Origin of the sequence: Rhodococcus sp. D-46 (genome assembly GCF_011290655.1) — a bacterium.
In the GTDB taxonomy this organism is placed as follows: Bacteria; Actinomycetota; Actinomycetes; order Mycobacteriales; family Mycobacteriaceae; genus Rhodococcus_F; species Rhodococcus_F qingshengii.
On record NZ_JAANTF010000005.1, the window covers coordinates 427370 to 452474 of the forward strand.

A 25105-nucleotide genomic window follows, 5' to 3' on the forward strand; every position below is an offset into this window, starting at 1 on the left:
CTGCGGTTTCGACGAGCAGCGTGACCGCCAGTAGGTTTTTATGAACTATTTGGTTAATAATCTTGTGTAGTTGCTGTGGCGTCGGTTACATTCCTTGTATCGCTCTCCGCACAGACGTTCTTTATACGAACACAATCGGCGGATGTAGAGCCTCCACGACGCTTCCACCCAGGAGATGAGCATGTCAGCTAGCACGGTTACACCGTCCGGGCCCGAGGCGGGATCCTTGGCAAGGCCGGATACGACCAAGGTCAAGCGCGCCGCAACATCGTCGTTTCTCGGCAGCATGCTCGAGTACTACGACTTCTACATCTACGCCTCCGCCGCTGCGCTCATCTTCCCCACGGTGTTCTTCCCGGACAGCGGGCATGCGGCTCTACTTTCGCTGGCCACCTTCGGTGTCGCGTACGTCGCGCGTCCCCTCGGCGCTGTAGTCCTCGGCCATTTCGGTGACCGCGTCGGCCGCAAGAAGATCATGCTGCTCACGCTCATTCTGATGGGCGCAGCCACCTTCCTCATCGGATGTATTCCCAGCGCCGATTCGATCGGAGTTCTTGCACCGATCCTTCTCGTCCTGATGAGAATCGCCCAGGGCATCTCCGCTGCCGGTGAACAGAGCGGTGCCAGCTCACTGACGCTCGAACACGCCCCCGAAGGCCGACGCGCGTTCTTCTGCAGTTGGACCCTCAACGGCACCCAGGCCGGCTTCATCCTCGCCAGCCTCGTATTCCTGCCCATCGCCGCGCTCCCCGACGACATCCTTTACACGTGGGGCTGGCGAATCCCGTTCTGGGGCAGCCTGATCGTTCTGGTCGCGGCATACATCATGCGTCTCAAGCTCGAAGAGCCCGAAGAGTTCACCGAGCAGCAGGAATCCAAGACCGTCGCCAAATTGCCTGTTGCCGATCTTCTTCGCACCCACAGCGCAAATCTGATTCGCGTGATCTGCTGCGCTTTCATCGCCGTCGTCTCGACCATCTTCTCCGTCTTCGGTCTCGCTTTCGCCACCACCGAAGAAGTGGGGATTCCGAAGTCGACCATGCTCTGGGTTGCCATCGCAGCCAACGCCGTAGCCCTGCTCAGTCAGCCCGCCTGGGCGATGCTCTCCGACCGGATCGGTCGCAGGCCGCTGTTCATCGGTGGCGCCCTCGGTAGCGCGGTGTTCATCTACGTGTACTTCGGCGCAATCGCCAGCGGCAACGTTCCCCTGATCTTCCTCGCCGCAATCGGATTGATGTCCGTCTTCTACGCTGCCCCGAATGCCATCTGGCCGTCGTTCTACTCCGAGATGTTCAACACCAAGGTCCGCTACTCGGGCATTGCGATCGGCACCCAGGTCGGCTTCGCCCTCGCAGGCTTTGCCCCCGCCATCGGCAACGCCCTCATGGGCGGCGACAAGACACACTGGATGCCCGTTGCCATTCTGACTTCGGTGGCCTGCGTCATCTGCGCGCTCTCGGCGTTCACCGCCAAGGAGACGTTCCGCACTCCCCTCAAGGAACTCGGCAACCCGATCTAGCCGAATACCCGACAGACATCCTGCACGAACCACTGTGTTGCACGAACCACTGTGTTGCACGAACCACTGTGGCCCGGCATCTCGCGAGAGATACCGGGCCACAGTCGTTTTGAAGTTCTACGCCGTCTTGTCGCGACGCTCGCCACGTTCCGGCTTACGCGGAACGATGGTCGGAAGTACGTTGTCGTTGACGGTCTCCGCGGTGACGACCACCTTTTCGACGTCGTCACGGCTGGGAATGTCGTACATCACGGGAAGAAGAACCTCTTCCATGATGGCGCGCAGGCCACGAGCGCCGGTTCCACGCAAGATCGCCTGATCGGCGATAGCGTCGAGCGCTTCTTCGGTGAACTCGAGCTCGACGCCGTCCATGTCGAACAGGCGACGGTACTGCTTGACGAGAGCGTTCTTGGGCTCCGACAAGATCTGAACGAGCGATTCCTTGTCGAGGTTGGTCACCGACGCGATCATCGGCAAACGGCCGATGAACTCGGGAATCAGACCGAACTTGATCAAATCCTCCGGCATGACCTCGGCGAAACGATCGACCGTATCCAGTTCGGCCTTCGACCGAACCTCGGCGCCGAAACCGATACCGCGCTTGCCGACACGATCGGAGACGATCCGCTCGAGACCTGCGAAAGCGCCCGCGACGATGAACAGCACGTTCGTGGTGTCGATCTGAATGAATTCCTGGTGCGGATGCTTACGGCCACCCTGCGGCGGGACGCTCGCCTGCGTACCTTCGAGGATCTTCAGCAACGCCTGCTGAACGCCTTCGCCGGAGACGTCACGCGTGATCGACGGGTTCTCGCTCTTACGGGCGATCTTGTCGACCTCGTCGATGTAGATGATTCCGGTCTCGGCGCGCTTGACGTCGTAGTCGGCAGCCTGAATCAGTTTGAGCAGAATGTTCTCGACGTCCTCACCGACGTAACCGGCCTCGGTCAACGCCGTCGCGTCAGCGATGGCGAACGGGACGTTGAGCATCTTCGCGAGAGTCTGAGCGAGATACGTCTTGCCACAGCCGGTGGGGCCGAGCATCAATATGTTGGATTTCGCGAGCTCAACCGTCTCACCCCGCGCGTCACGGCCCTTGTCGCCGGCCTGAATGCGCTTGTAGTGGTTGTAGACGGCCACGGCCAACGTCCGCTTGGCGGAGTCCTGACCGATGACGTAGTTCTCGAGGAATTCTCGGATCTCCGCAGGCTTGGGAAGCTCGTCGAGCTTGACCTCGCTCGATTCGGCCAATTCCTCTTCGATGATCTCGTTGCAGAGGTCGATGCACTCGTCGCAGATGTACACCCCGGGTCCTGCAATGAGCTTTTTGACCTGCTTCTGACTCTTACCGCAGAAAGAGCACTTGAGCAGATCCCCGCCGTCGCCGATGCGTGCCATCTCGTGAGGTCCCTACTTTCCATCATGTACGTGCACTCGCCGCCACTCGATCGGTCGAGACGCTCCGCAGTACTTCGGTAGTTGTCAGATCAGACAAACTGATCGAACAAATCTGGTCGAACAATCGCAGAACGCCGGTCGAGAACCAGCCCGTGAAGTGACGGTACCCGCAGATCCCGAACGGGGTCGACCTGTTCTCGGCGTTTCGTCTGCGGATAAAAAAGAAAAGAGTCGAGATTTCAGCCTGGCAAGCGCTCCACCAGGCACTTCTCGACGTGTCCGCCTCGTGTCGGGAATCGGGTAACAGATCCTCGACACGAGGCGGAAATCGACTACTTCTGTGCGCTGAGCTTCCGGTAAGCCAGCACGTCGTCGATGATGCCGTACTCCTTGGCCTGCTCGGCCGTGAGGATCTTGTCGCGATCGGTGTCGACGCGGATGGTCTCCGGATCCTTACCCGTGTGCAGCGACAGCGTGCTCTCCATGAGCCGACGCATACGCTCGATCTCCGCAGCCTGGATCTCCAGATCGGAAACCTGACCCTGGATGCCGCCCGTAGCCGGCTGGTGGATCAGAATGCGCGAGTTGGGGAGCGCGAAGCGCTTGCCCGGCGTACCGCCGGCCAGAAGCACGGCAGCTGCCGAAGCAGCCTGACCGAGGCAGACGGTGGAAATGTCGGCACGGACGTACTGCATCGTGTCGTAGATCGCCATCAGCGCGGTGAAAGAACCACCGGGCGAGTTGATGTACATCGTGATGTCGCGGTCCGGATCCTGCGATTCGAGAACGAGCAACTGCGCCATGAGGTCGTTGGCGGACACGTCGTCGACCTGCGAGCCGAGGAAGATGATGCGCTCCTCGAACAGCTTGTTGTACGGGTCGGACGTCTTGACGCCGTAGCTGGTCTGCTCCGTGAACTGGGGCAGGATGTAACGCGATTGGGGGCCCGACGGCGCCTGGCCGCCCAGCGAGTTAGCTCCGAAAAGATTGGTCATCAGTTCTCCAAAGTATGAATTGGGCAGCGAAAGGACGGGCGAACCGGCTCAGTTGCCGGTGCCGCCGGCCTGATTCGCACGGGAGACGACGTGGTCGACGAAGCCGTACTCGAGAGCTTCCTTCGCCGTGAACCAACGGTCACGATCGGAGTCCGCGGTGATCTGCTCGACCGTCTGGCCGGTGTGCTGAGCAATCAGCTCGGCCATTTCGCGCTTGGTGTGCTTGAACTGCTCGGCCATGATCGCGATGTCACTGGCGGAACCACCGATGCCGGCGGACGGCTGGTGCATCATGATGCGGGCGTGAGGCAGTGCGTAGCGCTTGCCCTTGGTGCCTGCCGAGAGCAGGAACTGACCCATCGACGCCGCAAGGCCCATGCCGAAGGTGGCGATGTCGCACTCGGCGAACTGCATCGTGTCGAAGATCGCCATACCTGCGGTCACGGATCCACCGGGCGAGTTGATGTAGAGCGAGATGTCTCGCGTCGGGTCCTCGGCCGAGAGCAGCAGGATCTGTGCGCACAGCTTGTTGGCGATGTCGTCGTCGACCTGGGTACCGAGGAAAATGATGCGCTCTCGCAGCAAGCGCTCGTACACCGAGTCGCTGAGGTTCAACCCAGCGGTCGCTGAAGTCATGGCGGGACTCTGCAAAGTCTCCAGGTGATTGGAAGTCACGGTACCTGCCTTCTATGTGGATCTACTTGTGCGGTGGATCGTCTATGCGAAACACTTCTACTGACACAGACAGTAACGAAGTAGGGCGGCACCGGAGTCCCGGTGCCGCCCTACTTCGCTCAAAGCGGAAAACTCAGTGCAGTCGATCGTGGTGAAAACACCCGTCCGCCTGCGTTTTTACTTGTCTTCGCTCTCGGCGGAATCAGACTCGTCCGCTTCGGTTTCGGCCTCACTGCTGCCGAACAGCTCTGCGGTGTCGACAACTGCGCCGGAGGTGTCCTTGACACCGGCCGACTCGACGACGGACGCGAGAGCCTTGCCACGACGGACGTCTGCGAAGACGGCGCCGAGCTGGTTGGCCTGCTGGATCTGCTGGATGAACTGCTCAGGAGCCATGCCGTAACGCTGCGCCTGGAACAGGATGCGCTCGGTGAGCTCGTCCTGACCGACGGTGACGTTGCCCGCATCGGCAATCGAGTCGAGCAAGAGCTGCGTCTTGACGGAGCGCTCAGCGGCTTCCTGTGCATCCTTGTCGAACTCTTCGCGGCTGCTGCCCTGCTCTTCGAGGAGCTTGTTCAGTGCCTCTTCGTCGTGATCGAGACCGTGAACGGCGTCGTGCAAAGCAGCGTCGACCTCAGCCTTGACGACGGCCTCCGGCAGCGGAACCTCGACGGTCTCGAGCAGCTGCTCGAGAACCTTGTCGCGGATCTGACCGGCCTGCTCGACCTTGCGGACGCGTGCGACGCGCTCACGGAGGTCAGCCTTCAGTTCTTCCAGGGTGTCGAACTCGCTGGCGAGCTGAGCGAACTCGTCGTCCTCAGCCGGAAGCTCGCGCTCCTTGACCGTCTGCACGGTCACGGTGACAACAGCTTCCTTGCCTGCGTACTCGCCGGCGACCAGCGTCGACGTGAAGTCCTTGGACTCCCCCGCCTTGAGGCCGATGATGGCTTCGTCGAGGCCCTCGATGAGCTGGCCCGAACCGACCTCGTGCGACAGTCCGCTCGCGGTTGCCTCGGCAACGTTCTCGCCGTCGACGGTGGCCGACAGATCGATGGAGACGAAGTCGCCGTCCTCGACTGCGCGGTCGACGCCGGTGAGGGTGCCGAAACGCTGACGCAGCGAAAGCAGCTGCTCTTCGATGGCTTCGTCGGTGATCTCGATCGGATCGACCTCGACGTTGATGGAGCTGAAGTCAGGGAGCTCGATCTCGGGGCGCACGTCGACCTCGGCGGTGAACTCGAGGAGCTCGCCGTCTTCGATCTTGGTGACCTCGATCTCGGGCTGGCCGATGGCCTTCACGCCGGCGCTGGTGACAGCCTCGGAGTAACGCGACGGCAGAGCGTCGTTGACGACCTGCTCGAGCACAGCGCCGCGACCGACACGCGCTTCGAGGAGGCGGGCCGGAGCCTTGCCGGGACGGAAGCCGGGGAGACGAATCTGCTGCGCGAGGGCCTTGTAGGCCTTGTCGAAATCAGACTTGAGTTCCGCGAAGGGCACCTCAACGTTGATACGGACTCGCGTCGGGCTGAGCTGCTCGACGGTGCTCTTCACGAAACTTCGCTCCTTCGTCTGGTCTTGCTCACAACTTGTGTTGAATCGGTACTGCTGTGTGTTCGGTACTGCTGTCTGGCGCGGCACTTCACTCCCGGACTTACTGGAGGTGAAGTGCCATGTACGTACTTGTCGGGATGACAGGATTTGAACCTGCGACCCTCCGCTCCCAAAGCGGATGCGCTACCAAGCTGCGCTACATCCCGTTTCCGATCACATGAAACACACGATACGGCCATCCGAGGCCACAAAGACAGCGGGCCACAAAGGCAGCCACCATCGGTGACCGCGCACAACCCTATCGCGCTCACTACTCTCTCACGAACCCGACCGCCATTTGTACACGGCCCGGCTGTCGACCCCGTCAGTATGTCATCCGACGGCAGCCACATACAGCCTTGCCTCAACTGCCATTCAGAGCCGGAATCAGAAGTCGCGCCTGCGGCCGAGACACCCCAACTCGCCGAGCAATTCGCCAATTCCCCAGGTGAACGACGGTCTCGAACTTCTCCGACCCCCCGATTATGAAATCCGGTGGGGCATTGGGTACAGTTTCGTATCGCAGACGACGAACACGGCGATCCCGAGTTGTCGTATGCACGGGGATGTAGCTCAATGGTAGAGCCTCAGTCTTCCAAACTGATCACGCGGGTTCGATTCCCGTCATCCCCTCCATCAGGAGGGAAACTCCACAAAAGATCCGCATCGGCCCAGCCGGTGCGGATTTTTTGTATTCCGACTTTGTCCACTCAGACCACTCCCCTGCGGTCCGTATCCTGGAGTTGTCCGGATCGATTCTGCTCGGGAGGCCACGTGACCACGATTCTTCTCATACTCGTCGTTCTGGCCGTAGTCGTATTTCTGGTCATGAAAAGCCAGCAACGCGGTTCCGGCCACAGCGCAACACAACTCGACGATGCGAAAGCCGATGCCCGGCAGTCGATCGAACGCCTCGGCGGTCAGGTCTACAACCTGACCGGCAGTGACGACGCGTCGCGCCAAGCCCTCGCCGACGCGGCCGAACGGTACAACGCCGCAGGCTCGCAGATCGATCAGGCCGCAACGCCGGTCCAAGCACGTCTCGCGAAACAGACTGCACTGGAAGGGCTTTACTACATCCGCGCGGCACGGGTGGCGATGGGCATGGATCCGGGACCGGAAGTTCCTTCCATCGACGGACAGAAGGCTGCCGGTTCGGTCACCGAAGACCGTGAGGTCGAATTCGAGGGCCGCAAGGTCGCCGCATCACCCAATCCGTCGTCGCACACACCCAACTACTACCCCGGTGGCCGAGTCGCCGGACGCCCGGTCCCGGCCGGCTGGTACTCCGAACCCTGGTGGAAGCCTGCACTCGTCGCCGGCGCCTGGGGTCTGGGTTCGATGATGCTGTTCTCGACCATGTTCTCCGGCATGGCCGGGGTTCCTTACGGCGCAGAGGCTTTCGCCGAGGGTGGCGATCCCGGCGCCGACACAGGCTCTGGTGACTCGGGAGATCAGGGTATGGACGCCGGTGATCCCGGCGCCGACCAAGGAAGTATCGACAACACGGACTACACCGCTGACGGCGGAAGCGACTGGTCTGGTGGCGACGGAGGCGGAATGGATTTCGGGGGCGGCGGGGACTTCGGCGGCTTCGACTTCTAAGCCGACTGACACACCGGGCACCAGAACAGGTTTCGTGCCTTCATGACGGAATGCAGGATCGGTGTGCCGCACACGCGGCACGGCGATCCTGCTCTTCTGTAGACATAGGTACGCGGACGATCCTTCGCGTACGCCGGATCTCCGTTGTCGTGCTCGGCGCGAACGACGTGCATCTTCCCCCGTCTGACGCCGACTTTCATCAATTCGACTAGGTCTGCCCACATGGCGGTCCACTCGCCGTGAGAGACGAGATTCCCCGGTCGTTCAGGGTTGATTCCGTGACGAAAGAGAAGTTCGGCGCGATAGACGTTGCCGACACCCGCCAGGACCGCCTGGTCCATCAGCAGGGCGCCGATTGCCGTCTTGGACTTGGAGATTCGCAACCAGGCCTTCTCTGGATCCGCGTCGCGGCGCAGTGGGTCCGGCCCGAGTCTGGCCTCGATCGCGGCGACCTGAGGAGGTAGCAGGACTTCGCAGGCGGTGGGACCACGAAGGTCGGTGCCGAAGTCGGCACCGACCATTCGCATCCGGACCTGGCCTACCGGTTCTTCCATCGGCAGGGTGGCGTCGGTGAACTTTCCGTACAACCCGAGGTGTACGTGAACTGTCAGACCGTTGTCGTACGTGTGCCAGAGGTGCTTTCCCCAGGCATCCGAGGACGTGAGTACGTGTCCGTCCACCAGGCGCGCGTCCTCGGCGAATCTGCCTTGCGGACTGAGGACGCGGACCGGTGAACCGACGAACTTGCGGGCATGCAACCGTGCCAGCCGGTGCAGGGTATGACCTTCAGGCACGGAACAACTTTCGGATCAGGCTTGCGGCAGAGCCGGTGCGACGCCGGTCTTCTCGTACTCGGACAGGATGTCGATACGACGCTGGTGGCGCTCTTCACCCGACCATGCGGTGGCGAGGAAAGCGTCGACGATGGCAAGCGATTCCTCGAGGGAATGCATACGCCCGCCGATGCCGATCAGCTGAGCGTTGTTGTGCTCACGTGCCAGCTTCGCCGTTTCGACGCTCCAAGCGAGGGCGCACCGTGCGCCGGGAACCTTGTTCGCTGCGATCTGCTCGCCGTTGCCACTGCCACCCAGGACGATTCCCAGGCTGCCTTCGTCGGCGACGACGCGCTTTGCGGCTTCGATGCAGAAAGCCGGGTAGTCGTCCACGGCGTCGTACTCGTGAGCACCACAGTCGATGGCCTCGTGGCCGTTCGCTTTCAGGTGTTCGATGATCTCGTTCTTACGTTCGAATCCGGCATGGTCGGCACCCAGGTATACGCGCATGGCGACAATTCTCTCAGGCCCGACCAGCCGGGCGCACCCGGGTCGACGTCACACTTTCAGGAACACGCATCGCCGCGCGAGCACACCTATCGTGGTGCCCATGTACCCCGTCAACGGCCAGGCCGCTGCACCCGCCGTTCGTGTGTCACCGGGCAGTGACGCCGTTCGCCACCCGTGGGAAATCCCGCTACTCGTGCTCGCGGTGCTGACGACGGTCGTCACTTATGTGGTGGCGATCGTTCTGATCGCTGCGGGTGATCTGTCGACGTGGATCCTCGTGGTGCTCGCGGCTCCGATCCTGCTGTTCCTCGCGCGAGGTCAGCTGTACGGATCGCAACAGGTCAACGGAATCAAGATGACGCCTTCACAGTTTCCGGAGGGGTATCAGCTGGTTGCCGAGGCTGCGGCACGGTTCGGCATGAAAACTCCGCCGGATGCCTACGTCGTGCTGGGGAACGGACGGATCAACGCGTTTGCGTCGGGGCACGGATTTCGCCGTTTCGTCGTCGTCTACAGCGACCTGTTCGAAGTCGGTGGGCAGGCACGCGAGCCCGATGCGCTCGCATTCATCATCGGCCACGAGGTCGGCCACATCGCTGCCGGGCATGCGTCGTACTGGCGCCAGTGGGGACAGTTCGCGTCGAACTACATTCCGGTGATCGGATCTTCGCTGTCGCGTTCCATGGAGTACACGGCGGACAACTTCGGCTTTCACATGCGCCCTCAGGGCGCACCGGGCGCGATGGGCGTCCTCGGCGCGGGAAAGTATCTGGTGGGTCTGGTCGGGTTCGACGAACTGGCCGATCGGGCGACACTCGAATCCGGGTTCTTCCCGTGGTTCGTCAACATCTTGTCGTCGCATCCGGTGCTGACCTGGCGTGCGGCTGCGCTTCGCAACCGCACGCACTCAGGGCATCTGTTCTTCCGGCCGGGTCAGCTCTACCGAAATCCGGCGCTCACTGCCGCTCAGTCGAACTGAGGATCCTCGTTGCGGGTCCGCTTGAGCTCGAAGAAATGGGGGTAGCCGGCCAGCGCGACTGCGCCGTCCCACACCTTGCCTGCGTCCTCGCCGCGCGGGATGCGTGAGAGCACGGGGCCGAAGAACGCCACACCGTTGACATGGATCGTCGGGGTTCCGACGTCGGGTCCGACGGCGTCCATGCCCTTGTGGTGGCTCTCGCGCAGAGCCTCGTCGTACTTGTCGGTGTCGGCGGCCTCGGCCAGTTCAGGTGGCAGGCCGACCTCGGCAAGGGACGACTTGATGACGTCGGCGAAGTCCTTGTTTCCCTCGTTGTGAATCTTCGTCCCCATCGCCGTGTACAGCGGCAAGAGGATATCGTCGCCCTTCAGCTGCGCTGCAGCGATAGCGACACGGACCGGGCCCCAGGCCTTGGCCATCATCTCCCGGTACTCGTCGGGAAGGTCACGGCCCTCGTTGAGAACCGCAAGGCTCATCACGTGGAACTTGGCCTCGATGTCGCGTACCTGCTGGGCCTCGAGAATCCAGCGTGAGGTGATCCAGCACCACGGGCAGAGCGGATCGAACCAGAAGTCAGCAGTGTCCGTGGTCTTGCTCGAGGTTGCGCTCACGAAGAAACTCCCTATCAGTTCATGTCGGTCAGGTCATATCAGTTCGGGGACATACTCCCGTTCTGGCAACAATCATGAACCCGCAATCCTTCCCGCGCTTTCCCCCGAACCACCTCCCGATCGCAGTAGTGTCGAAAAGAAACGAGTACGAAGGAGTGGTTCAGTAATGAGCACCAACCGGAGATTCGTGATCGTCGGCGGCGGGCTCGCGGGCGCAAAGATCGCAGAAGCCCTGCGTGACAGAGATTTCGACGGTGAGATCACCGTATTGAGTGAAGAAGACCACCTCCCGTACGAGCGTCCGCCGCTGTCGAAAGAGTTCTTCGCAGGCAAGAAGACACTCCCCGAATTCACCGTCCACGACGGCGAGTGGTTTCGGGACCATCGCGTCGATCTTCGCCCGGGAACGACGGCAACGGCCATCGACCCCGCTGCGCACACCGTGTCACTTCCGGACGGTTCCACGATCAGCTACGACAAGCTCGCCTTGGCCACCGGTTCGCGGTCGCGGCGCCTCGACATCCCGGGATCCGACGCCGAGGGCGTTCACTACGTGCGAACAGTCGATCAGGCCGCCGCGCTGCTGCGCACCCTGGCCGCCGACAAGAAGCTCGTCGTGATCGGTGCCGGCTGGATCGGCCTCGAAATTGCCGCGTCGGCTCGCGGTTTCGACGTCGACGTCACCGTGCTCGAGCATGCCGGACTTCCGCTCGAATCGACCCTCGGCCCGGAAATGGGTGAGGTCTTCGCCGCACTGCACCGCCAGAACGGGGTGGACTTACGCACCGGCACGGACGTCACCGCAATCTCTGTCGACGGCGGTCACGCCTCGGGCGTCACTTTGAGCGATGGAACCGTGATTCCGGCCGACGCCGTGTTGATCGCTGTCGGCGCATTGCCGAACACCGAGTTGGCATCGGAGGCGGGTATCGACGTCGAGAACGGGGTTCTCGTCGACGCCGGTCTGCAGAGCAGCGACCCCGACGTGGTCGCAGTGGGTGACATCGCGGCCGCACAGCATCCGATTCTGAATGCACGAATTCGGGTGGAGCACTGGGCAAACGCACTCAACCAACCCGAGACGGCCGCAGAGACCATGTTGGGACGGCCCGCCGAGTACGTCCGCATGCCGTATTTCTTCACCGATCAGTACGACCTCGGAATGGAATACGTAGGTCACGCACCGCACGGCGGCTACTCGAGTGTCGTCACTCGCGGCGACGTCGACAAGCGCGAGTTCCTGGCATTCTGGCTCGATTCCGCGAACAAGGTGCTCGCCGGCATGAACGTGAACATCTGGGATGCCGGTGACGCCATCAAGGAATTGGTCGCGTCTTCGCGTCCCGTCGATCCGGAGCGGTTGGCCGATCCGGAGATTCCGCTGGCAGAAGTGTCCGCTTGAGTGAAGTCGTTCTCTTCGTGATGGGATGGACGTAATAGATCCGCACCATCTACGAGGAGATCTTTGTGGTCGCACCGAACCTGACACGCGAAACCGCAGCGCAACGGTCAGCAATCCTGACCGTCGAGAACTACCTGATCGAACTCGATCTCACCGACGGCAAAGACGCACCCGGCGAGGAGACGTTCTCCTCGAAGACCACCGTCACGTTCACCGCCACGGCCGGAGCAAGCAGCTTCATCGACATCGTCGCGGCCAGAGTCCATTCCGCGGTCCTGAACGGCACCGCGCTCGACGTCTCCGGCTACGACGAGTCGACTGGCATCAGCCTGCCTGACCTCGCTGCCGACAACGAGTTGGTCATCGAGGCCGATTGCATCTACTCCCACACCGGCGAGGGGCTGCACCGATTCGTCGACCCGACCGATGACGCCGTCTACCTTTACTCACAGTTCGAGACGGCTGACGCCAAGCGCATGTTCGCGTGCTTCGATCAGCCTGATCTCAAGGCCACGTTCGACGTCCGCGTCACCGCTCCCACGTCGTGGAAGGTCATCTCCAACTCCGCGGTCGTCGAGACCCTTGCCGCCGATCCCGGCAAGCACGTCTTCAGGACCACCCCGAAGATGAGCACGTACCTGGTGGCGCTCATCGCCGGTCCCTACGCGCAGTGGACCGACAACTACTCCGACGAGCACGGCGACATCCCGCTCGGAATCTTCTGCCGCGCTTCGCTGGCCGAGTTCATGGACGAGGAGCGACTGTTCACCGAGACCAAGCAGGGATTCGACTTCTACCACCGCAACTTCGGTGTTCCCTATGCTTTCGGCAAGTACGACCAGCTCTTCGTCCCCGAATTCAATGCGGGCGCGATGGAGAATGCCGGCGCCGTGACATTCCTCGAGGACTACGTCTTCCGTTCCAAGGTGACCCGCTACTCGTACGAACGTCGTGCCGAAACGGTCCTGCACGAAATGGCGCACATGTGGTTCGGCGACCTCGTCACGATGGCGTGGTGGGACGACCTGTGGCTCAACGAGTCGTTCGCGACCTTCGCTTCGGTCCTGTGCCAGACCGAGGCCACGGAGTACACGAACGCCTGGACGACGTTCGCCAACGTCGAGAAGTCGTGGGCGTACCGCCAGGACCAGTTGCCGTCGACGCACCCGATTGCCGCGGACATTCCGGACCTGGCCGCCGTCGAGGTGAACTTCGACGGCATCACGTACGCGAAGGGCGCCAGCGTCCTCAAGCAGTTGGTGGCATACGTCGGACTCGAGCCGTTCCTCGCCGGACTGCGTGAGTACTTCCGTGAGCACGCATTCGGAAACGCAACCTTCGACGATCTGCTGGGCTCACTCGAAAAGTCCTCGGGCCGTGACCTTTCCGACTGGGGTCGGCAGTGGCTCAAGACCACCGGTTTGAACATCCTGCGCCCCGACTTCGATGTCGACGCAGACGGAAAGTTCACCCGCTTCGCCGTCCTGCAGGACGGTGCTGCACCAGGCGCCGGCGAGCGGCGAATCCACCGGATCGCCATCGGAATCTACGACGACGTCGACGGCAAGTTGGTGCGAAGCCATCGCGTCGAACTCGACCTCGATGCCGTGGAAAGCACGGATGTCCCCGAACTTGTCGGCGTCGCCCGCGGTGCACTCGTGTTGGTCAACGACGACGATCTCACCTACGGCTCCGTGCGACTCGATCCCGAATCGTTGGCGACGGCGATCGAGCGGGTCGGCGACATCACCGACTCACTCCCCCGCACCCTGGTCTGGTCGGCGGCGTGGGAAATGACCCGTCAAGCCGAACTGAAGGCACGCGACTTCGTCGCGCTGGTCGAGCGCGGCATCAGTTCGGAGACCGAAGTCGGTGTGGTGCAACGTCTCTTGCTCCAAGCCCAAACCGCCATCGGCTCCTACGCAGATCCGGCCTGGGCCGAGGCCGAAGGCGCGGCGAGCTTCGCCAATCGGTTGCTCGAGCTCGCACGTGAGGCAGAGGCCGGGTCCGACCACCAGCTGGCATTCGTCAACGCACTTACCGGCGCAGCACTCTCCCCGTGGCACACCGAGGTACTGCGCGAATTGCTCGACGCCGATCCCTCCACCGTTGGGCTCGACGGCCTGATCGTCGACACGGACCTGCGCTGGCGCATCGTCGGGGCACTCGCAGCCGCCGGTGAGATCGACGCCGAAGCAACCGCAACTCCATTCATCGACGCCGAAGCTCAGCGTGACCCGACCGCTGCGGGCGCTCGTCAAGCCGCGGCGGCCGCGGCCGGACGTCCGCAGGTCGCTGTCAAGGAAGAGGTCTGGGCAAAGGTCGTCGGCGACGACTCCGTGCCCAACATCACCGCGCGATCGATCATCGGCGGGTTCGCTCGCGAAGGCCAGGACGAATTGCTCGAGCCCTTCGTCTCCCGCTACTTCGCCGATATCGCGGCGGTGTGGGAACGACGCTCGAGCGAAGTGGCACAGACGGTCGTCATCGGGCTGTACCCGTCGTGGTCGATCTCGGACGAATCCGTAGCGGCAGCAGACCGGTTCCTCGAAGGCGACATCCCTCCCGCGTTGCGTCGCCTGGTCGTCGAAGGCCAGGCCGGCGTGGTTCGTTCACTCGCAGCACGAAAGTTCGACGCGAGCTGACATGCGAAAGGCCGGTGCCCGCGTCGATTCTCACGAATCGACGCGGGCACCGGCCTGTGTCTGACAAACAGTTACGGCGCTGAAATTGCGGCTGCCATAACGCGGATGGCACTGATCAGTCCGTCGATCAGGTTGCCTTCACTGAAGGATGCAACAGCTGCCGTTGCTCCGAGCTGGGTAACACGATCGGTGACCCGATCGGCGATTACCCGACCGCTGCGAACCTCGACGGTGCGCTGGTTGGGCGAAACGGCGATCAGGACGGAACGCTCGGCTTCGGGCGTGGTCGGGAACAATGCGTCGGCACCCGCTGCCGGATCAGAACCGAGATCACCGACGTACGCGTTGAACCGCACCTTGGTGGCCCGCGTCGCTTCGGTCATCGCGACGTCGAGCGCGACCAGATCCATGGTCTCGAACGGAAGATCGTCGGTGAACGGCTCGCCGATGCGATGCACACCGGATACGCGTCCACTGGACGTGACGACGCTGCCGACGGGCAGGTCCTCGGGCGCTACTGCGAGCGCGGTCGAATGATCACCACTTGCCACTTGCGGACCCTCCGATCAGATCAGCCGAACCGGCTTCGATTGCGTGTGCACTGCCGTGATGGCCACCGCGAACGGTGACCTCGTCGACAGCACTCCACAGCACGGGAGCGTGATCCCACGACTCACCGAGATGGAACGCCGGCGGAACCGGTCCCGGCGTCTTCTTCCCGAGGAAGGACGCAGCCGCGAAGAACGCGGTGATCAAGGCCGGAATCCCAACGTATATCAGTACTACCTCGAGAATGCTCACACCAGATAACGTAGCCCAGAACGCCAGGAAGGAAAGCGTCAGGGCCACAAATTCTCGGGCAATTTCGTTTCGGTGACGCTAGAACTCAATTCAGGCTGCGCCCACGCCGACACATAGCTCAGGCTGCGCCCACGCCGAGATAAGGCATCCACGCCGGATGCAATTCCTTGGTCGCCGCGAGCAGACGCCAGTGAGGTCCGGACGGCGGGACCAATTCCGCACGGAGGGTCCATCCGAGTTCGCTGAGCATCTTGTCTGCCTTGCGGTGATTGCAGGGGGCACAGCACGCGACGCAGTTCTCCCACGAATGCCCGCCACCTCTGCTGCGAGGAACGACGTGGTCGATGGTTTCGGCTTTGGCTCCGCAGTACGCACATCGGAAGTGGTCACGATGCATCAGCGCGGCACGAGTCATGGGGATGCGGGCGCGATATGGAACGCGCACGTAGGTGCGCAATCGAATGACCGAGGGAACCTGCACCGACCAGTCCGCGGAATGGACTACCGGGCCCTGTTCGTCCTCGTGGACGGTATCGGCCTTGCCGCAGGCCATCAGTACGACCGCGCGCCTGGCAGGAAGGGCGGTCAGCGGTTCGTACGTGACGTTGAGCAGTAGCACCCGACGTTTCACCCACTCGGGGACGACGCGATCGGGAGGGAACATCTCGAGGTGAGAATGCTCGTCGGAAAAGAGTGGGTCGGTAGTGTGCGCGAACCCGTCAGGAACAACTTCCAGAACAGCCCCTAACGCGTGGTCGTTCCGCGCGCTAGTGGGCTGGAGTTGTCGGTGATTGCGTGCAGCATGTCGGTTCTTCATACGACCTCCGGGAGACTGCCCCCAAGTTGACCACGGATGATCGCGTTACGCACTCTCATTTCGAACAAAATTGCCAGGACGGCCGGTGAATTTCCGGTGAATGGGTACGCACTCCGACTCGATACAACCGTCGTCGACCCGGAAACCGACCACTACGGCCGTCAGGCACAATGGAACTTGCCATGAATGACGTACAGCACGACGTGCAGCAGACCTTCTACGACGCCGTCGGCGGAGCCGAGACGTTTCACAAGCTCACCGCGCGATTTTACGAAGAAGTCGCGAAGGACGAGGTTGTGCGCCCGCTCTACCCCGAGGCCGATCTCGGCCCGGCCGAGCGGCGGATGCGGATGTTCCTCGAGCAGTACTGGGGCGGACCGCACACGTACTCGGAGGAGCGTGGACACCCGCGTCTGCGGATGCGCCACAATCCATTCGTGATCGGCCCGATCGAGCGTGATGCGTGGCTGCGGTGCATGCACGTCGCCATCGCGTCCATCGACGAGAAGACTCTGAGCCCGGTGCACCGCAAGCAGTTGATCGACTACATGGAGATGGCTGCCGCGTCCATGGTGAACTCCGCTATCTGACCGTCTACTTAGCCTTCGGCCTGAACACGCGCGCGACCCGGCGGACTGCTCGTACCCCGAACGACACCGTGGGATGCAGGGGCGAACTCAAGATTGCATGCTTGCGCACGTACTCTTCGACCTCCCACTCCGACCAACTGCCCGCACGGAAGAGTGCGGCATCGCCGACACTCAGGGTTCGCTCGGCGATTCCGTCGGCCTGAACGGTGACCGACCCTTCGATGATGTGCACGATTTCGTCCGCGTGGAAGTACCAGCGGAAGCGCCCCTTCGTGCAATCCCAGACGTGTGTAGTCGTGGTCCCGTCTTTACTCGCCGACCATTGCGCCGACCGTGCAACCGGTGTGCCGAAGATTATCCAGTCGCGGTTGATCGGATCATCTTCGAGCAGTACATGATCCAAACTGACCGCTTCGATTGCCGACAAAGTCAAGGCCAAGCCCCCTTGGTTGAATTCCCGAATACTTCTCCCCCGGCAGTAACACCAAAGTTGCCACATGGTGTCACCGCGTGAATGCAAAGTACACCAAGGCTAGGTAAAGAGTCACGCTTTTGCCGTGTCCAAGTCGTGAGAGTGCCAGACGTTTGGCACTATGAACTGCTGTGAGCACCCCCGCGGATTCGTCCTCTGTAAGCCGGCCCGAAGCCCCGTGGTGGAACGAGGCGGTCTTCTATCAGATCTATCCGCGTTCTTTTGCCGATTCGGGCAGCGACGGTATCGGCGACCTCGGCGGAGTCGAGGAGAAACTCGGCTACCTCGAACTGCTCGGCATCGATGCAATCTGGTTGAGCCCGGTGATGAAGTCACCGATGGCAGACCACGGCTACGACGTCTCGGATCCTCGCGACATCGATCCCCTCTTCGGCGATCTGGCGACGATGGATTCACTGATCACGTCAGCCCACGAACGCGGAATCAAGGTCACGATGGACCTGGTCCCGAACCACACGAGTGATCAGCACGAGTGGTTCAAGGCAGCCCTGGCGTCGGCGCCAGGTTCTGCGGAGCGATCCCGCTACATCTTCCGAGACGGCAAAGGTGAAAACGGCAACGAACCGCCGAACAACTGGCCGAGCATCTTCGGCGGCCCGGCATGGACCCGCGTCAGCGAAGCCGACGGAACACCCGGCCAGTGGTACCTGCACATCTTCGCCAAGGAACAGCCCGACCTGAACTGGGACAACCCCGAGGTCTTCGACGACCTCGCCAAGACTCTGCGCTTCTGGCTCGAGCGCGGAATCGACGGATTCCGCATCGACGTGGCCCACGGAATGGCTAAGCCCGACGGTTTGCCGGACCACGACTGGGAGCTCAACGAGCTCATGCGCAATTCCGACGACGACCCGCGGTTCAACAACCCGGCAGTTCACGAAATCCACCGCGGCATCCGCAAGGTCATGGACGAGTTCCCGGAGGCGATGACCGTCGGCGAGATCTGGGTGAAGGACAACCAGAAGTTCGGCGAATACATCCGGCCAGACGAACTGCATCTCGGATTCAACTTCCGACTTGCAGAAACCGAATTCTCCGCCGAGTCCGTCCGGGAGGCCGTGGAGAACTCTCTTGCGGCCGTCGCCGAGGTCGGGGGTGTGCCCACGTGGACGCTGTCGAATCACGACGTCGAACGTGAAGTCACGCGCTACGGCGGGGGTGAGATCGGAACCCAACGCGCACGGGCGATGATCCTCGTCGAACTGGCGCTTCCGGGCGCGAGCTTCATCTACAACGGAGCCGAACTCGGCCTGCCGAACGTCGACCTGCCCGACGAGGCACTACAGGACCCGGTCTGGGAACGATCCGGACATGCCGAGCGAGGACGCGACGGCTGCCGAGTGCCCCTTCCGTGGGAAGGAAGCGAACCCCCGTTCGGATTCACCACCGGCGCGAGCACCTGGTTGCCGATGCCACGCGAGTGGTCGACGCTCACGGTGGAGGCGCAGATCGAGGACGTCGACTCGATGCTCTCGCTTTATCGCGCCGCCCTCGAACTTCGTAGCGCCAGGCCGGAGTTCTCCGGCGCCGACATCGATTGGTACGGCAGTCCCCCCGGCTGCCTCGCTTTCCGTCGACGCGGTGGTCTGATCTGTGCTCTCAACACCACGGAGGTGCCGATCGCACTGCCGAGCGGGCAGCTACTGTTGAGCAGCGCACCACTCCTCGACGGTCAACTACCCGTCAACGCTGCGGCGTGGCTGATCTGAGAGAACACCGCACCCGCCACCTGAACTCCTATCGTGCGACCATCAGCGGTATCGAACCACCGCGGTGACGGTAGATCGAACCGAACCGTGCATCGAGCCGCACCCAGGATTTGCTCGCCCGCACCCGAACCAGTTCCGAGGCGTCGATCTGCTCGAGGTCGATGTCGGCGGTCATCGCCTCGGACCCGGCGTGCGGAACGAATCCCATTGCGGTCAAGGCAAAAACAACCCGCATCGAGATCCCGACCGTGCCGGACGGACCACTGACCTCGAGCACGTCCTGATCGAGCAACGACGCCGGCGGACCGTGACTACTTCCATGCTCCAGTGCCAAGGCGTTGCCCCGCTGCGCCAGTTCGATCAGCACCCGGGCGGGTACGTCGTCCAGGTGCTCGAAGCCGTCCATCGGCGGCAACGCCCCACGCCACGCCGAATCCATGGCGAACCCCGGATCGATCAGCTCACTTGTCGCCTGCTCCACCGCCGAGAGCAACTGATCGCCGGCAGCCGAGGTGTCGTCAGGGTTGATGGTGCCCGCCACGGTTCGTGTAGCGAGAGCGTCGAAACCCGTTGACGCCCAGACGCTCAGGTGAGCATCTCCGCGTCGACGCATTCGGATGACCGTGGACTCGTCCAAGCGCAGTGCATGACCGATGAAGCCGGCCAAGTTCTTTCGCTCGGCCTCCTCGGGCACGGTCAGTACACGTTCATGCACGTTGCCAGCTCTCCAGGTACTCGCGCTCGGGCCCGCTGAGGCGACGCAAACGTTGAGTGTCGATATCGAAGGCCGCGATCTGAGTCGACGCCACGATGGACGGCGGAACGCTGAGATCGGCGCCGCGCGGGCGAACTTCGTACGCGATGGTGAAGTCCACCGCGCGCACCTTTTCCACCCACATGAAGACGTCGAGCGGTGAATCGTCGTGCCGCAGTTGGCCGCGATACCGCACGTGGAGATCGGCAATCACGGCCCCGTCACGCAGGGTGACCGTCGGGCGCGAGTCTTCGAACAACCAAGGAATCCGCGCCTCTTCGAGCAACGTCACCATCCGTGCGTGGTTGATGTGCTGGAAGGCATCCATGTCGGACCACCGAACCACAACTTCGGCGTGGAATCCTTCGCTCAACGTCCTACCTCCGATCGGGTGCCCATGCTGCGCACCATGCTACGAACCTGACGCGCCGCCACCGAGAGCGTCGCGAGGTCAAGCGTCCCAGACTCGAAGATCTCGACGAGAGCTGCCCTCGCCCGGCTCAGGCGAGAGGCGTTGGTCGATTCCCATTCGTCGATCTTTTCCTGCGGCGACTCCCCCGGCTCGCCGCCGGCCAGAACCTCCATCGTCAGCTGCCGAAGCGAACTGTAAAGGTCGTCTCGCAACGCGAGCCTCGCGAGCGAGTGCCAGCGATCGCCGCGCTCGAGTCCCGAGACCGCGCTCAGCAACCAGTCGATTCCCAGATGCGCGTCCAAGGCGTAGTACAGCTCCGCAACTTCGGCGATGTCGTGATCTGCGATGTCGGCGATATCCGCGATGTCGAGCAGGCAGTAGACGTCGAGCAGTCGGAACACGTCCAGCGCCAACGCTTCCGGAGCCCCGCGATCGATCACCGATTGAGCGCGCACCAGCAGATCGTCGAGTTGATGGCCCGCAAGCATCCCCGGAACCAGAGGTGCCGTCGCCCGATACGCCGCCGAGTAACGCGCTACCTCGGCGCCGACGGCGATCGGCTGGGGCCGATTGGCCAGGAACCACCGCGACGCGCGGTCGAGCAAGCGGCACGACTCCACGATCAGCTCGTTTTCGATCTCTGCACTGACGCCCGCCGAGCGGATTCGCGACCACACCTCGTCGAGCGCAAAGACCTCTCGCACAGCGGCGTAGGCACGGATCGAGTCGGTACTGCTCGCTCCGGTCTCCTCGGCCAAGCGGTAGGCGTAGGTGATTCCGCCGTTGTCGATCACTTCGTTGACGAGCATCGTCGCGACGATCTGCCGCCGCAACGGGTGTGCCTTGATCTCCGTTTCGAACCGATCGCGAACAGCGGTCGGGAAGTACTGCGGGATCTGCTGGGCGAAGAAATCGTTGTCCGGCAACTCGGTTGCAAGTAAATCGTCCTTGAGTGAAAGCTTGACGTGCGCCGTCAGCGTCGCCAGTTCCGGCGACGTCAGACCCACACCGGCCTCGAGTCGACGCTCGATCTCCTTGTCGGTCGGCAACGCCTCGAGCTTGCGGTCAAGGCCACGTGCTTTGGTCAGATCCGTCAACTGACGGCGGTGAACACCGAGCATCTGAGAAGCGGTCACGCGGGAGATTCCGAGCAGCGCATTCTGGGCGATGTTGTCCGCCAACACCAGCGCCGCCACGTCGTCGGTCATCGACGCCAGCAACGGATTCCGTTCCTGCGTGGGCAGTAACTGCGAACGCACGAGCGAATCGAGAAGAATCTTGATGTTCACTTCGTGATCGGAGCAGTCGACGCCGGCCGAGTTGTCGATGGCGTCGGTGTTGATGTGACCGCCGTTGGCGCTGAACTCGATTCGTCCCAGAGCTGTCACGCCGAGGTTGCCGCCCTCCCCGATCACCTTGACCCGCAGGTCTTGACCGTCGACACGCACGGCGTCGTTACTCTTGTCGCCAACCTGCGCATTGGTCTCGGTCGACGCTTTGACGTATGTACCGATTCCGCCGTTCCAGAGTAGATCCACCGGTGCCGACAGAATCGCCTGCATCAATTCCGGCGGCGAGAGCTTCGTGACCCCCTCGGCCAGACCCAGTGCGATCCGGACGCTTTCGGCGATCGGAACCGACTTGACCGTGCGGTCCCAGACGCCGCCACCTTCACTGATCAGGCTCTTGTCGTAGTCGGCCCATGACGACCGTGGCAACTCGAAAAGTCGTTGACGTTCGACGAACGAGCTCGCTGCATCCGGGTTCGGATCGAGGAAGATGTGTCGATGGTCGAACGCGCCCACCAGACGGATGTGCCGACTGAGGAGCATTCCGTTGCCGAACACGTCTCCGCTCATGTCGCCGACGCCTACCGTCGTGAAATCCTGCGTCTGCGTGTCGACCCCGAGTTCGCGGAAGTGCCGCTTGACGCTTTCCCAGGCGCCGCGAGCGGTGATACCCATGCCCTTGTGGTCGTATCCCACGGAGCCACCGGAGGCAAACGCGTCGCCGAGCCAGAAGTCGTACTTGGCGGCAACCGAATTGGCGAGATCCGAGAACGTCGCCGTGCCCTTGTCCGCGGCGACCACCAGGTAGCGATCCTGATCGTCCTTGCGCACCACTCGATCCGGCGTCACAACTTCGCCGGTAGCCGCGTGCACGTTGTCGGTGATGTCGAGCAATCCGGAGATGAACGTGGTGTAGCAGGCCTTGCCGGTTTCCAGCGTCGCCATTCGATCAACGGCCGGATCACCCGTCGGCAGAGGCGGATTCTTCACGACGAAGCCGCCCTTGGCGCCGACCGGCACGATCACCGCGTTCTTGACGGCCTGAGCCTTCACCAAGCCGAGCACCTCGGTGCGGAAATCCTCGCGCCGGTCGGACCAGCGGAGCCCGCCGCGCGCGACTGCGCCGAATCGCAGGTGGACGCCTTCGACCTCGGGTGAGTACACGTAGATCTCGAAAGCCGGCCGCGGCTTGGGCAACTCGCTGATCCGTGAGGGATCGAGCTTGACCGACAGGTAGTCGCGAGAGCGGCCATCGGCGTCGACGACGTAGAAATTGGTACGCAAGGTCGCCTTCACCAAGGAGAACATTCCACGCAGAATGCGATCGGCATCCAAGCTGAGTACCTCGTCGATGGACGCACGCAACTGCTCGTCCAATTCGGCGACGCGAATGTCGTCCTGCTTCTCGGGGTCGAACATCGCCTCGAACAACTGCACCAATGCAAACGCGGTCTGCGGGTGTGTAAGCGCGATTCCTTCGATGTGGAACTGACTGTACGGAAATGTGGCCTGGCGCAGATACTTTGCGTAAGCACGCAGCACCACGGCTTGCCGCCAGGACATTCCGGCCCGCAGCACCAACTCGTTGAATCGGTCAGCTTCTGCCCGGCCGAACCAGACTGCACCGAATGCAGCCGTGAATCGCTTCTGGACCTCGGTCAGCGGGGCGGTACTGGTCTCGAGCGGCACCTGCGCATCGAGGTCGATCTCGACCGACGCCCGAAGATCCGCCGGTACCGACAATCCGAAATCGTAGATCCAGCACTGAACGCCGTCGAGTCGCTGCACGACGTGCGGCCGCTCGTCGAGAACTTCGACGCCGAGTGACTGCAGCACCGGTAGCACCTGGCTCAACGAGATACCGTCGCCGCCGACGAAGAGCGTGAAGCGCCAGGCACCGGGCGCGGAGTCCACAGCACGATAGAGCAGTACGTCGATCGCGCCTGGCGCCAACGCCTCGAGTCTGGCGATGTCGGCCAACGCGCGTGACGGTTCGAAGTCCTCCTTGTATCCATCGGGAAGCACCCGCGAATACCGCTGCACCAGTTCCGGATCCACACCTGGACTTTCACGAACAAGGTCGTTGATGCGGTCGTCCCAGCTACGACTGACTTCGGTCAACAGAGCCTGAACTCGCTCGCGGTTGGCCTCGGAGACATCCAGATGAACCGGCTCACTGTCCGGATCGCGCCGGATCGTCACGTGCAACAGCGCAAGATCGTTCTCGGTAACCCGGGCGGTGTAATCGACTGTGCCTGGTCCGAATTCGCGCCACAGCAGGTTTTGCATCGCCAGTCGCACCCGCGTCGTGTACCGGTCGCGGGGTAGGTACACCAAGCAGGATACGAACCGTCCGAACGTGTCCTCGCGGACAAAGAGTCGCACCTGTCGACGCAGCCCGATGCTGTGCACGGCGTGGACGGTCTCGAACAAGGTCTCGGCGTCGCTCGAGAACAACTCGGTGCGTGGGAACGACTGGATGACCTCGAGCATCGCCTGTCCGGAGTACGAATGCAGGTCGACACCGGCACGCGCGATGACTTCGCGGACGCGGCGCTCGATCAGAGGAATCGCGAGGACGTTCTCGTGGAGTGCGACCACGGTGAACACACCCAGGAATCTGTGCTCCCCCACGATGTTTCCCTCGTCGTCGAGGATCGAGACACCCACGAAGTACGGGTAGACGGCGCGGTGCACCGTGGCGGGGAACGATCCCTGCGTCAGGACCAGAAGCGGTCGATCCGGGAGATCTGCGACGGGAGGCAAACTCATCGGGCCTTCGGTGACCGCGTCGGAGCGCAGCACGCCGAGTCCACTGCCGGCGACCGTGCGTGAACCGTCCTTCGTACCCTCGAATCGCCGGTATCCGAGCACGGCATAGTTTCCGTCCGCCATCCACCGCAGCAGCCGGGCGGTGTCGGAGAATTCTTCGGGGGTGATCCTCCCGGAGGCAGTTTCTGCGGCACTCTCCAACTCGTCGGCAACGCGCAGTTGCAATGCCTTCATGTCCGGGGTGTCACCAACCACCTGGCGGACGTCTGCGAGCACCTTGCCGAGGTGTGCTTCGATCGCGTCGAGAGCGGAATCCTCGACTTCGGAGTCCAACTGGACGTGCATCCAGGATTCTTGGATACCGCTGTCGCCCAAGGACATCAGATTGCCCGAGTCATCGCGTTCAACCGTCAGGATCGGATGGGCGAATTGACTGATTCCCACACCTTGTCGGTTGAGCATCGCGGTAACGGACTCGACGAGCAACGACATGTCGTCGGTGACGATCTGGACGGCAGCGCCGAGACCCTCGGATCCTGACGGGCGGTACACACGCCATACGGCCGTGCCCGGGGTCCGCTGCCTCCCGAGCGCAAGATGCGCGAGCAGGACTCGATCCGATCGACCGTTGATGACGTCGTCGCTGTCACCCTCGTCGATATGCGTGAAAAAGGCCTCGCGAAGACGCGTCAACAACGTCGCTTCGTCGAGGCCTGTGCCCTGCTGCCGTACACGGTCTGTCATTGCTGGCTCACATCCTTGTGGG

The 25105-nt window shown here is 62.4% G+C and carries 21 protein-coding genes and 2 tRNA genes; 8 read left to right on the plus strand and 15 right to left on the minus strand.

Annotation, left to right across the window (positions count from 1 at the left end; translation table 11 throughout):
* Positions 1–181: 181 nt before the first annotated feature.
* On the plus strand, positions 182–1519 hold the full coding sequence (locus G9U53_RS15280) for an MFS transporter (protein WP_042450291.1): 1338 nt from the start codon (positions 182–184) through the stop codon (positions 1517–1519).
* Positions 1520–1636: 117 nt separating this feature from the next.
* Here the strand turns inward: G9U53_RS15280 and clpX are convergent, their stop codons facing one another.
* From clpX to G9U53_RS15305, 5 genes are all read right to left on the minus strand, one after another.
* Complete coding sequence (gene clpX / locus G9U53_RS15285) at positions 1637–2917, minus strand: ATP-dependent Clp protease ATP-binding subunit ClpX (RefSeq protein ID WP_003944582.1); 1281 nt, start codon at positions 2915–2917, stop codon at positions 1637–1639.
* Between the two features lie 332 nt (positions 2918–3249).
* The gene (locus G9U53_RS15290) at positions 3250–3912 is read right to left on the minus strand and encodes an ATP-dependent Clp protease proteolytic subunit (RefSeq protein WP_003944539.1); all 663 of its coding nucleotides are present in this window, start codon (positions 3910–3912) and stop codon (positions 3250–3252) included.
* A 48-nt stretch (positions 3913–3960) separates the two neighbouring features.
* Positions 3961–4548: an ATP-dependent Clp protease proteolytic subunit gene (locus G9U53_RS15295; protein ID WP_007730960.1), complete on the minus strand. Its 588-nt coding sequence runs from the start codon at positions 4546–4548 to the stop codon at positions 3961–3963.
* Between the two features lie 216 nt (positions 4549–4764).
* On the minus strand, positions 4765–6138 hold the full coding sequence (gene tig, locus G9U53_RS15300; RefSeq protein ID WP_007730958.1) for a trigger factor: 1374 nt from the start codon (positions 6136–6138) through the stop codon (positions 4765–4767).
* A gap of 132 nt (positions 6139–6270) precedes the next feature.
* Positions 6271–6344, minus strand: a tRNA-Pro gene (locus tag G9U53_RS15305).
* Between the two features lie 395 nt (positions 6345–6739).
* Between G9U53_RS15305 and G9U53_RS15310 the strand changes: the two genes are divergently transcribed.
* Positions 6740–6813: transfer RNA gene (locus G9U53_RS15310), tRNA-Gly, on the plus strand.
* Between the two features lie 192 nt (positions 6814–7005).
* On the plus strand, positions 7006–7782 hold the full coding sequence (locus G9U53_RS15315) for a DUF1542 domain-containing protein (RefSeq protein WP_165638889.1): 777 nt from the start codon (positions 7006–7008) through the stop codon (positions 7780–7782).
* Here the strand turns inward: G9U53_RS15315 and G9U53_RS15320 are convergent.
* Positions 7779–8576, minus strand: a complete 798-nt coding sequence (locus G9U53_RS15320) for a DNA-formamidopyrimidine glycosylase family protein (RefSeq protein WP_050654623.1) — start codon at positions 8574–8576, stop codon at positions 7779–7781. The genes G9U53_RS15315 and G9U53_RS15320 overlap by 4 nt on opposite strands.
* Positions 8577–8591: 15 nt before the next feature.
* Positions 8592–9065, minus strand: a complete 474-nt coding sequence (locus G9U53_RS15325; RefSeq protein WP_003944571.1) for a ribose-5-phosphate isomerase — start codon at positions 9063–9065, stop codon at positions 8592–8594.
* A 100-nt stretch (positions 9066–9165) separates the two neighbouring features.
* Between G9U53_RS15325 and G9U53_RS15330 the strand changes: the two genes are divergently transcribed.
* The gene (locus G9U53_RS15330; protein ID WP_042923839.1) at positions 9166–10044 is read left to right on the plus strand and encodes a M48 family metallopeptidase; all 879 of its coding nucleotides are present in this window, start codon (positions 9166–9168) and stop codon (positions 10042–10044) included.
* Here G9U53_RS15330 and G9U53_RS15335 read toward each other — a convergent pair.
* Entirely contained in the window at positions 10032–10655 is a 624-nt protein-coding gene (locus G9U53_RS15335; protein WP_042923843.1) for a DsbA family protein, read from the minus strand. The genes G9U53_RS15330 and G9U53_RS15335 overlap by 13 nt on opposite strands.
* Positions 10656–10821: 166 nt before the next feature.
* On the opposite strand from G9U53_RS15335, the gene G9U53_RS15340 reads away from it, so the two are divergent.
* Positions 10822–12057, plus strand: coding sequence for an FAD-dependent oxidoreductase (locus G9U53_RS15340; protein ID WP_136471175.1), 1236 nt, complete (start codon positions 10822–10824; stop codon positions 12055–12057).
* A gap of 65 nt (positions 12058–12122) precedes the next feature.
* Entirely contained in the window at positions 12123–14702 is a 2580-nt protein-coding gene (pepN, locus tag G9U53_RS15345) for an aminopeptidase N (protein WP_165638866.1), read from the plus strand.
* Between the two features lie 71 nt (positions 14703–14773).
* Here pepN and G9U53_RS15350 read toward each other — a convergent pair whose 3' ends face one another.
* The 3 genes from G9U53_RS15350 to G9U53_RS15360 all read right to left on the minus strand — a co-directional run bounded on the left by G9U53_RS15350 (position 14774) and on the right by G9U53_RS15360 (position 16320).
* Positions 14774–15253, minus strand: a complete 480-nt coding sequence (locus G9U53_RS15350) for a DUF5130 domain-containing protein (protein WP_165638867.1) — start codon at positions 15251–15253, stop codon at positions 14774–14776.
* Positions 15240–15503 (minus strand): hypothetical protein, encoded by a 264-nt coding sequence (locus tag G9U53_RS15355; protein WP_007730943.1) that lies wholly within the window; start codon positions 15501–15503, stop codon positions 15240–15242. Before G9U53_RS15355 ends, G9U53_RS15350 begins: the two co-directional genes overlap by 14 nt.
* Before the next feature lie 118 nt (positions 15504–15621).
* Positions 15622–16320 carry an HNH endonuclease gene (locus G9U53_RS15360; protein ID WP_172403517.1) on the minus strand — a complete coding sequence of 233 codons (699 nt, stop codon included), beginning with the start codon at positions 16318–16320 and terminating at the stop codon, positions 15622–15624.
* A gap of 182 nt (positions 16321–16502) precedes the next feature.
* Here G9U53_RS15360 and G9U53_RS15365 point away from each other — a divergent pair, with 182 nt between their 5' ends.
* A complete protein-coding gene (locus G9U53_RS15365) occupies positions 16503–16910 on the plus strand; it encodes a globin (protein ID WP_003944464.1) in 408 nt (135 codons plus the stop codon).
* Positions 16911–16914: 4 nt separating this feature from the next.
* On the opposite strand, the gene G9U53_RS15370 is transcribed toward G9U53_RS15365, so the two are convergent.
* Positions 16915–17349, minus strand: coding sequence for a cupin domain-containing protein (locus G9U53_RS15370; RefSeq protein ID WP_037126505.1), 435 nt, complete (start codon positions 17347–17349; stop codon positions 16915–16917).
* A 164-nt stretch (positions 17350–17513) separates the two neighbouring features.
* Here G9U53_RS15370 and G9U53_RS15375 point away from each other — a divergent pair, with 164 nt between their 5' ends.
* Positions 17514–19112: a glycoside hydrolase family 13 protein gene (locus G9U53_RS15375; protein ID WP_063316242.1), complete on the plus strand. Its 1599-nt coding sequence runs from the start codon at positions 17514–17516 to the stop codon at positions 19110–19112.
* 28 nt (positions 19113–19140) lie between these two features.
* Here the strand turns inward: G9U53_RS15375 and G9U53_RS15380 are convergent, their stop codons facing one another.
* The 3 genes from G9U53_RS15380 to G9U53_RS15390 are packed head-to-tail and all read right to left on the minus strand — an operon-like array spanning position 19141 to position 25083.
* The gene (locus tag G9U53_RS15380; protein WP_030536651.1) at positions 19141–19827 is read right to left on the minus strand and encodes a hypothetical protein; all 687 of its coding nucleotides are present in this window, start codon (positions 19825–19827) and stop codon (positions 19141–19143) included.
* Entirely contained in the window at positions 19820–20239 is a 420-nt protein-coding gene (locus tag G9U53_RS15385) for a thioesterase family protein (protein ID WP_003944573.1), read from the minus strand. The genes G9U53_RS15380 and G9U53_RS15385 overlap by 8 nt, the downstream gene beginning before the upstream one ends.
* Positions 20236–25083, minus strand: a complete 4848-nt coding sequence (locus G9U53_RS15390; RefSeq protein WP_165638868.1) for an NAD-glutamate dehydrogenase — start codon at positions 25081–25083, stop codon at positions 20236–20238. Before G9U53_RS15390 ends, G9U53_RS15385 begins: the two co-directional genes overlap by 4 nt.
* Positions 25084–25105 lie beyond the last annotated feature (22 nt).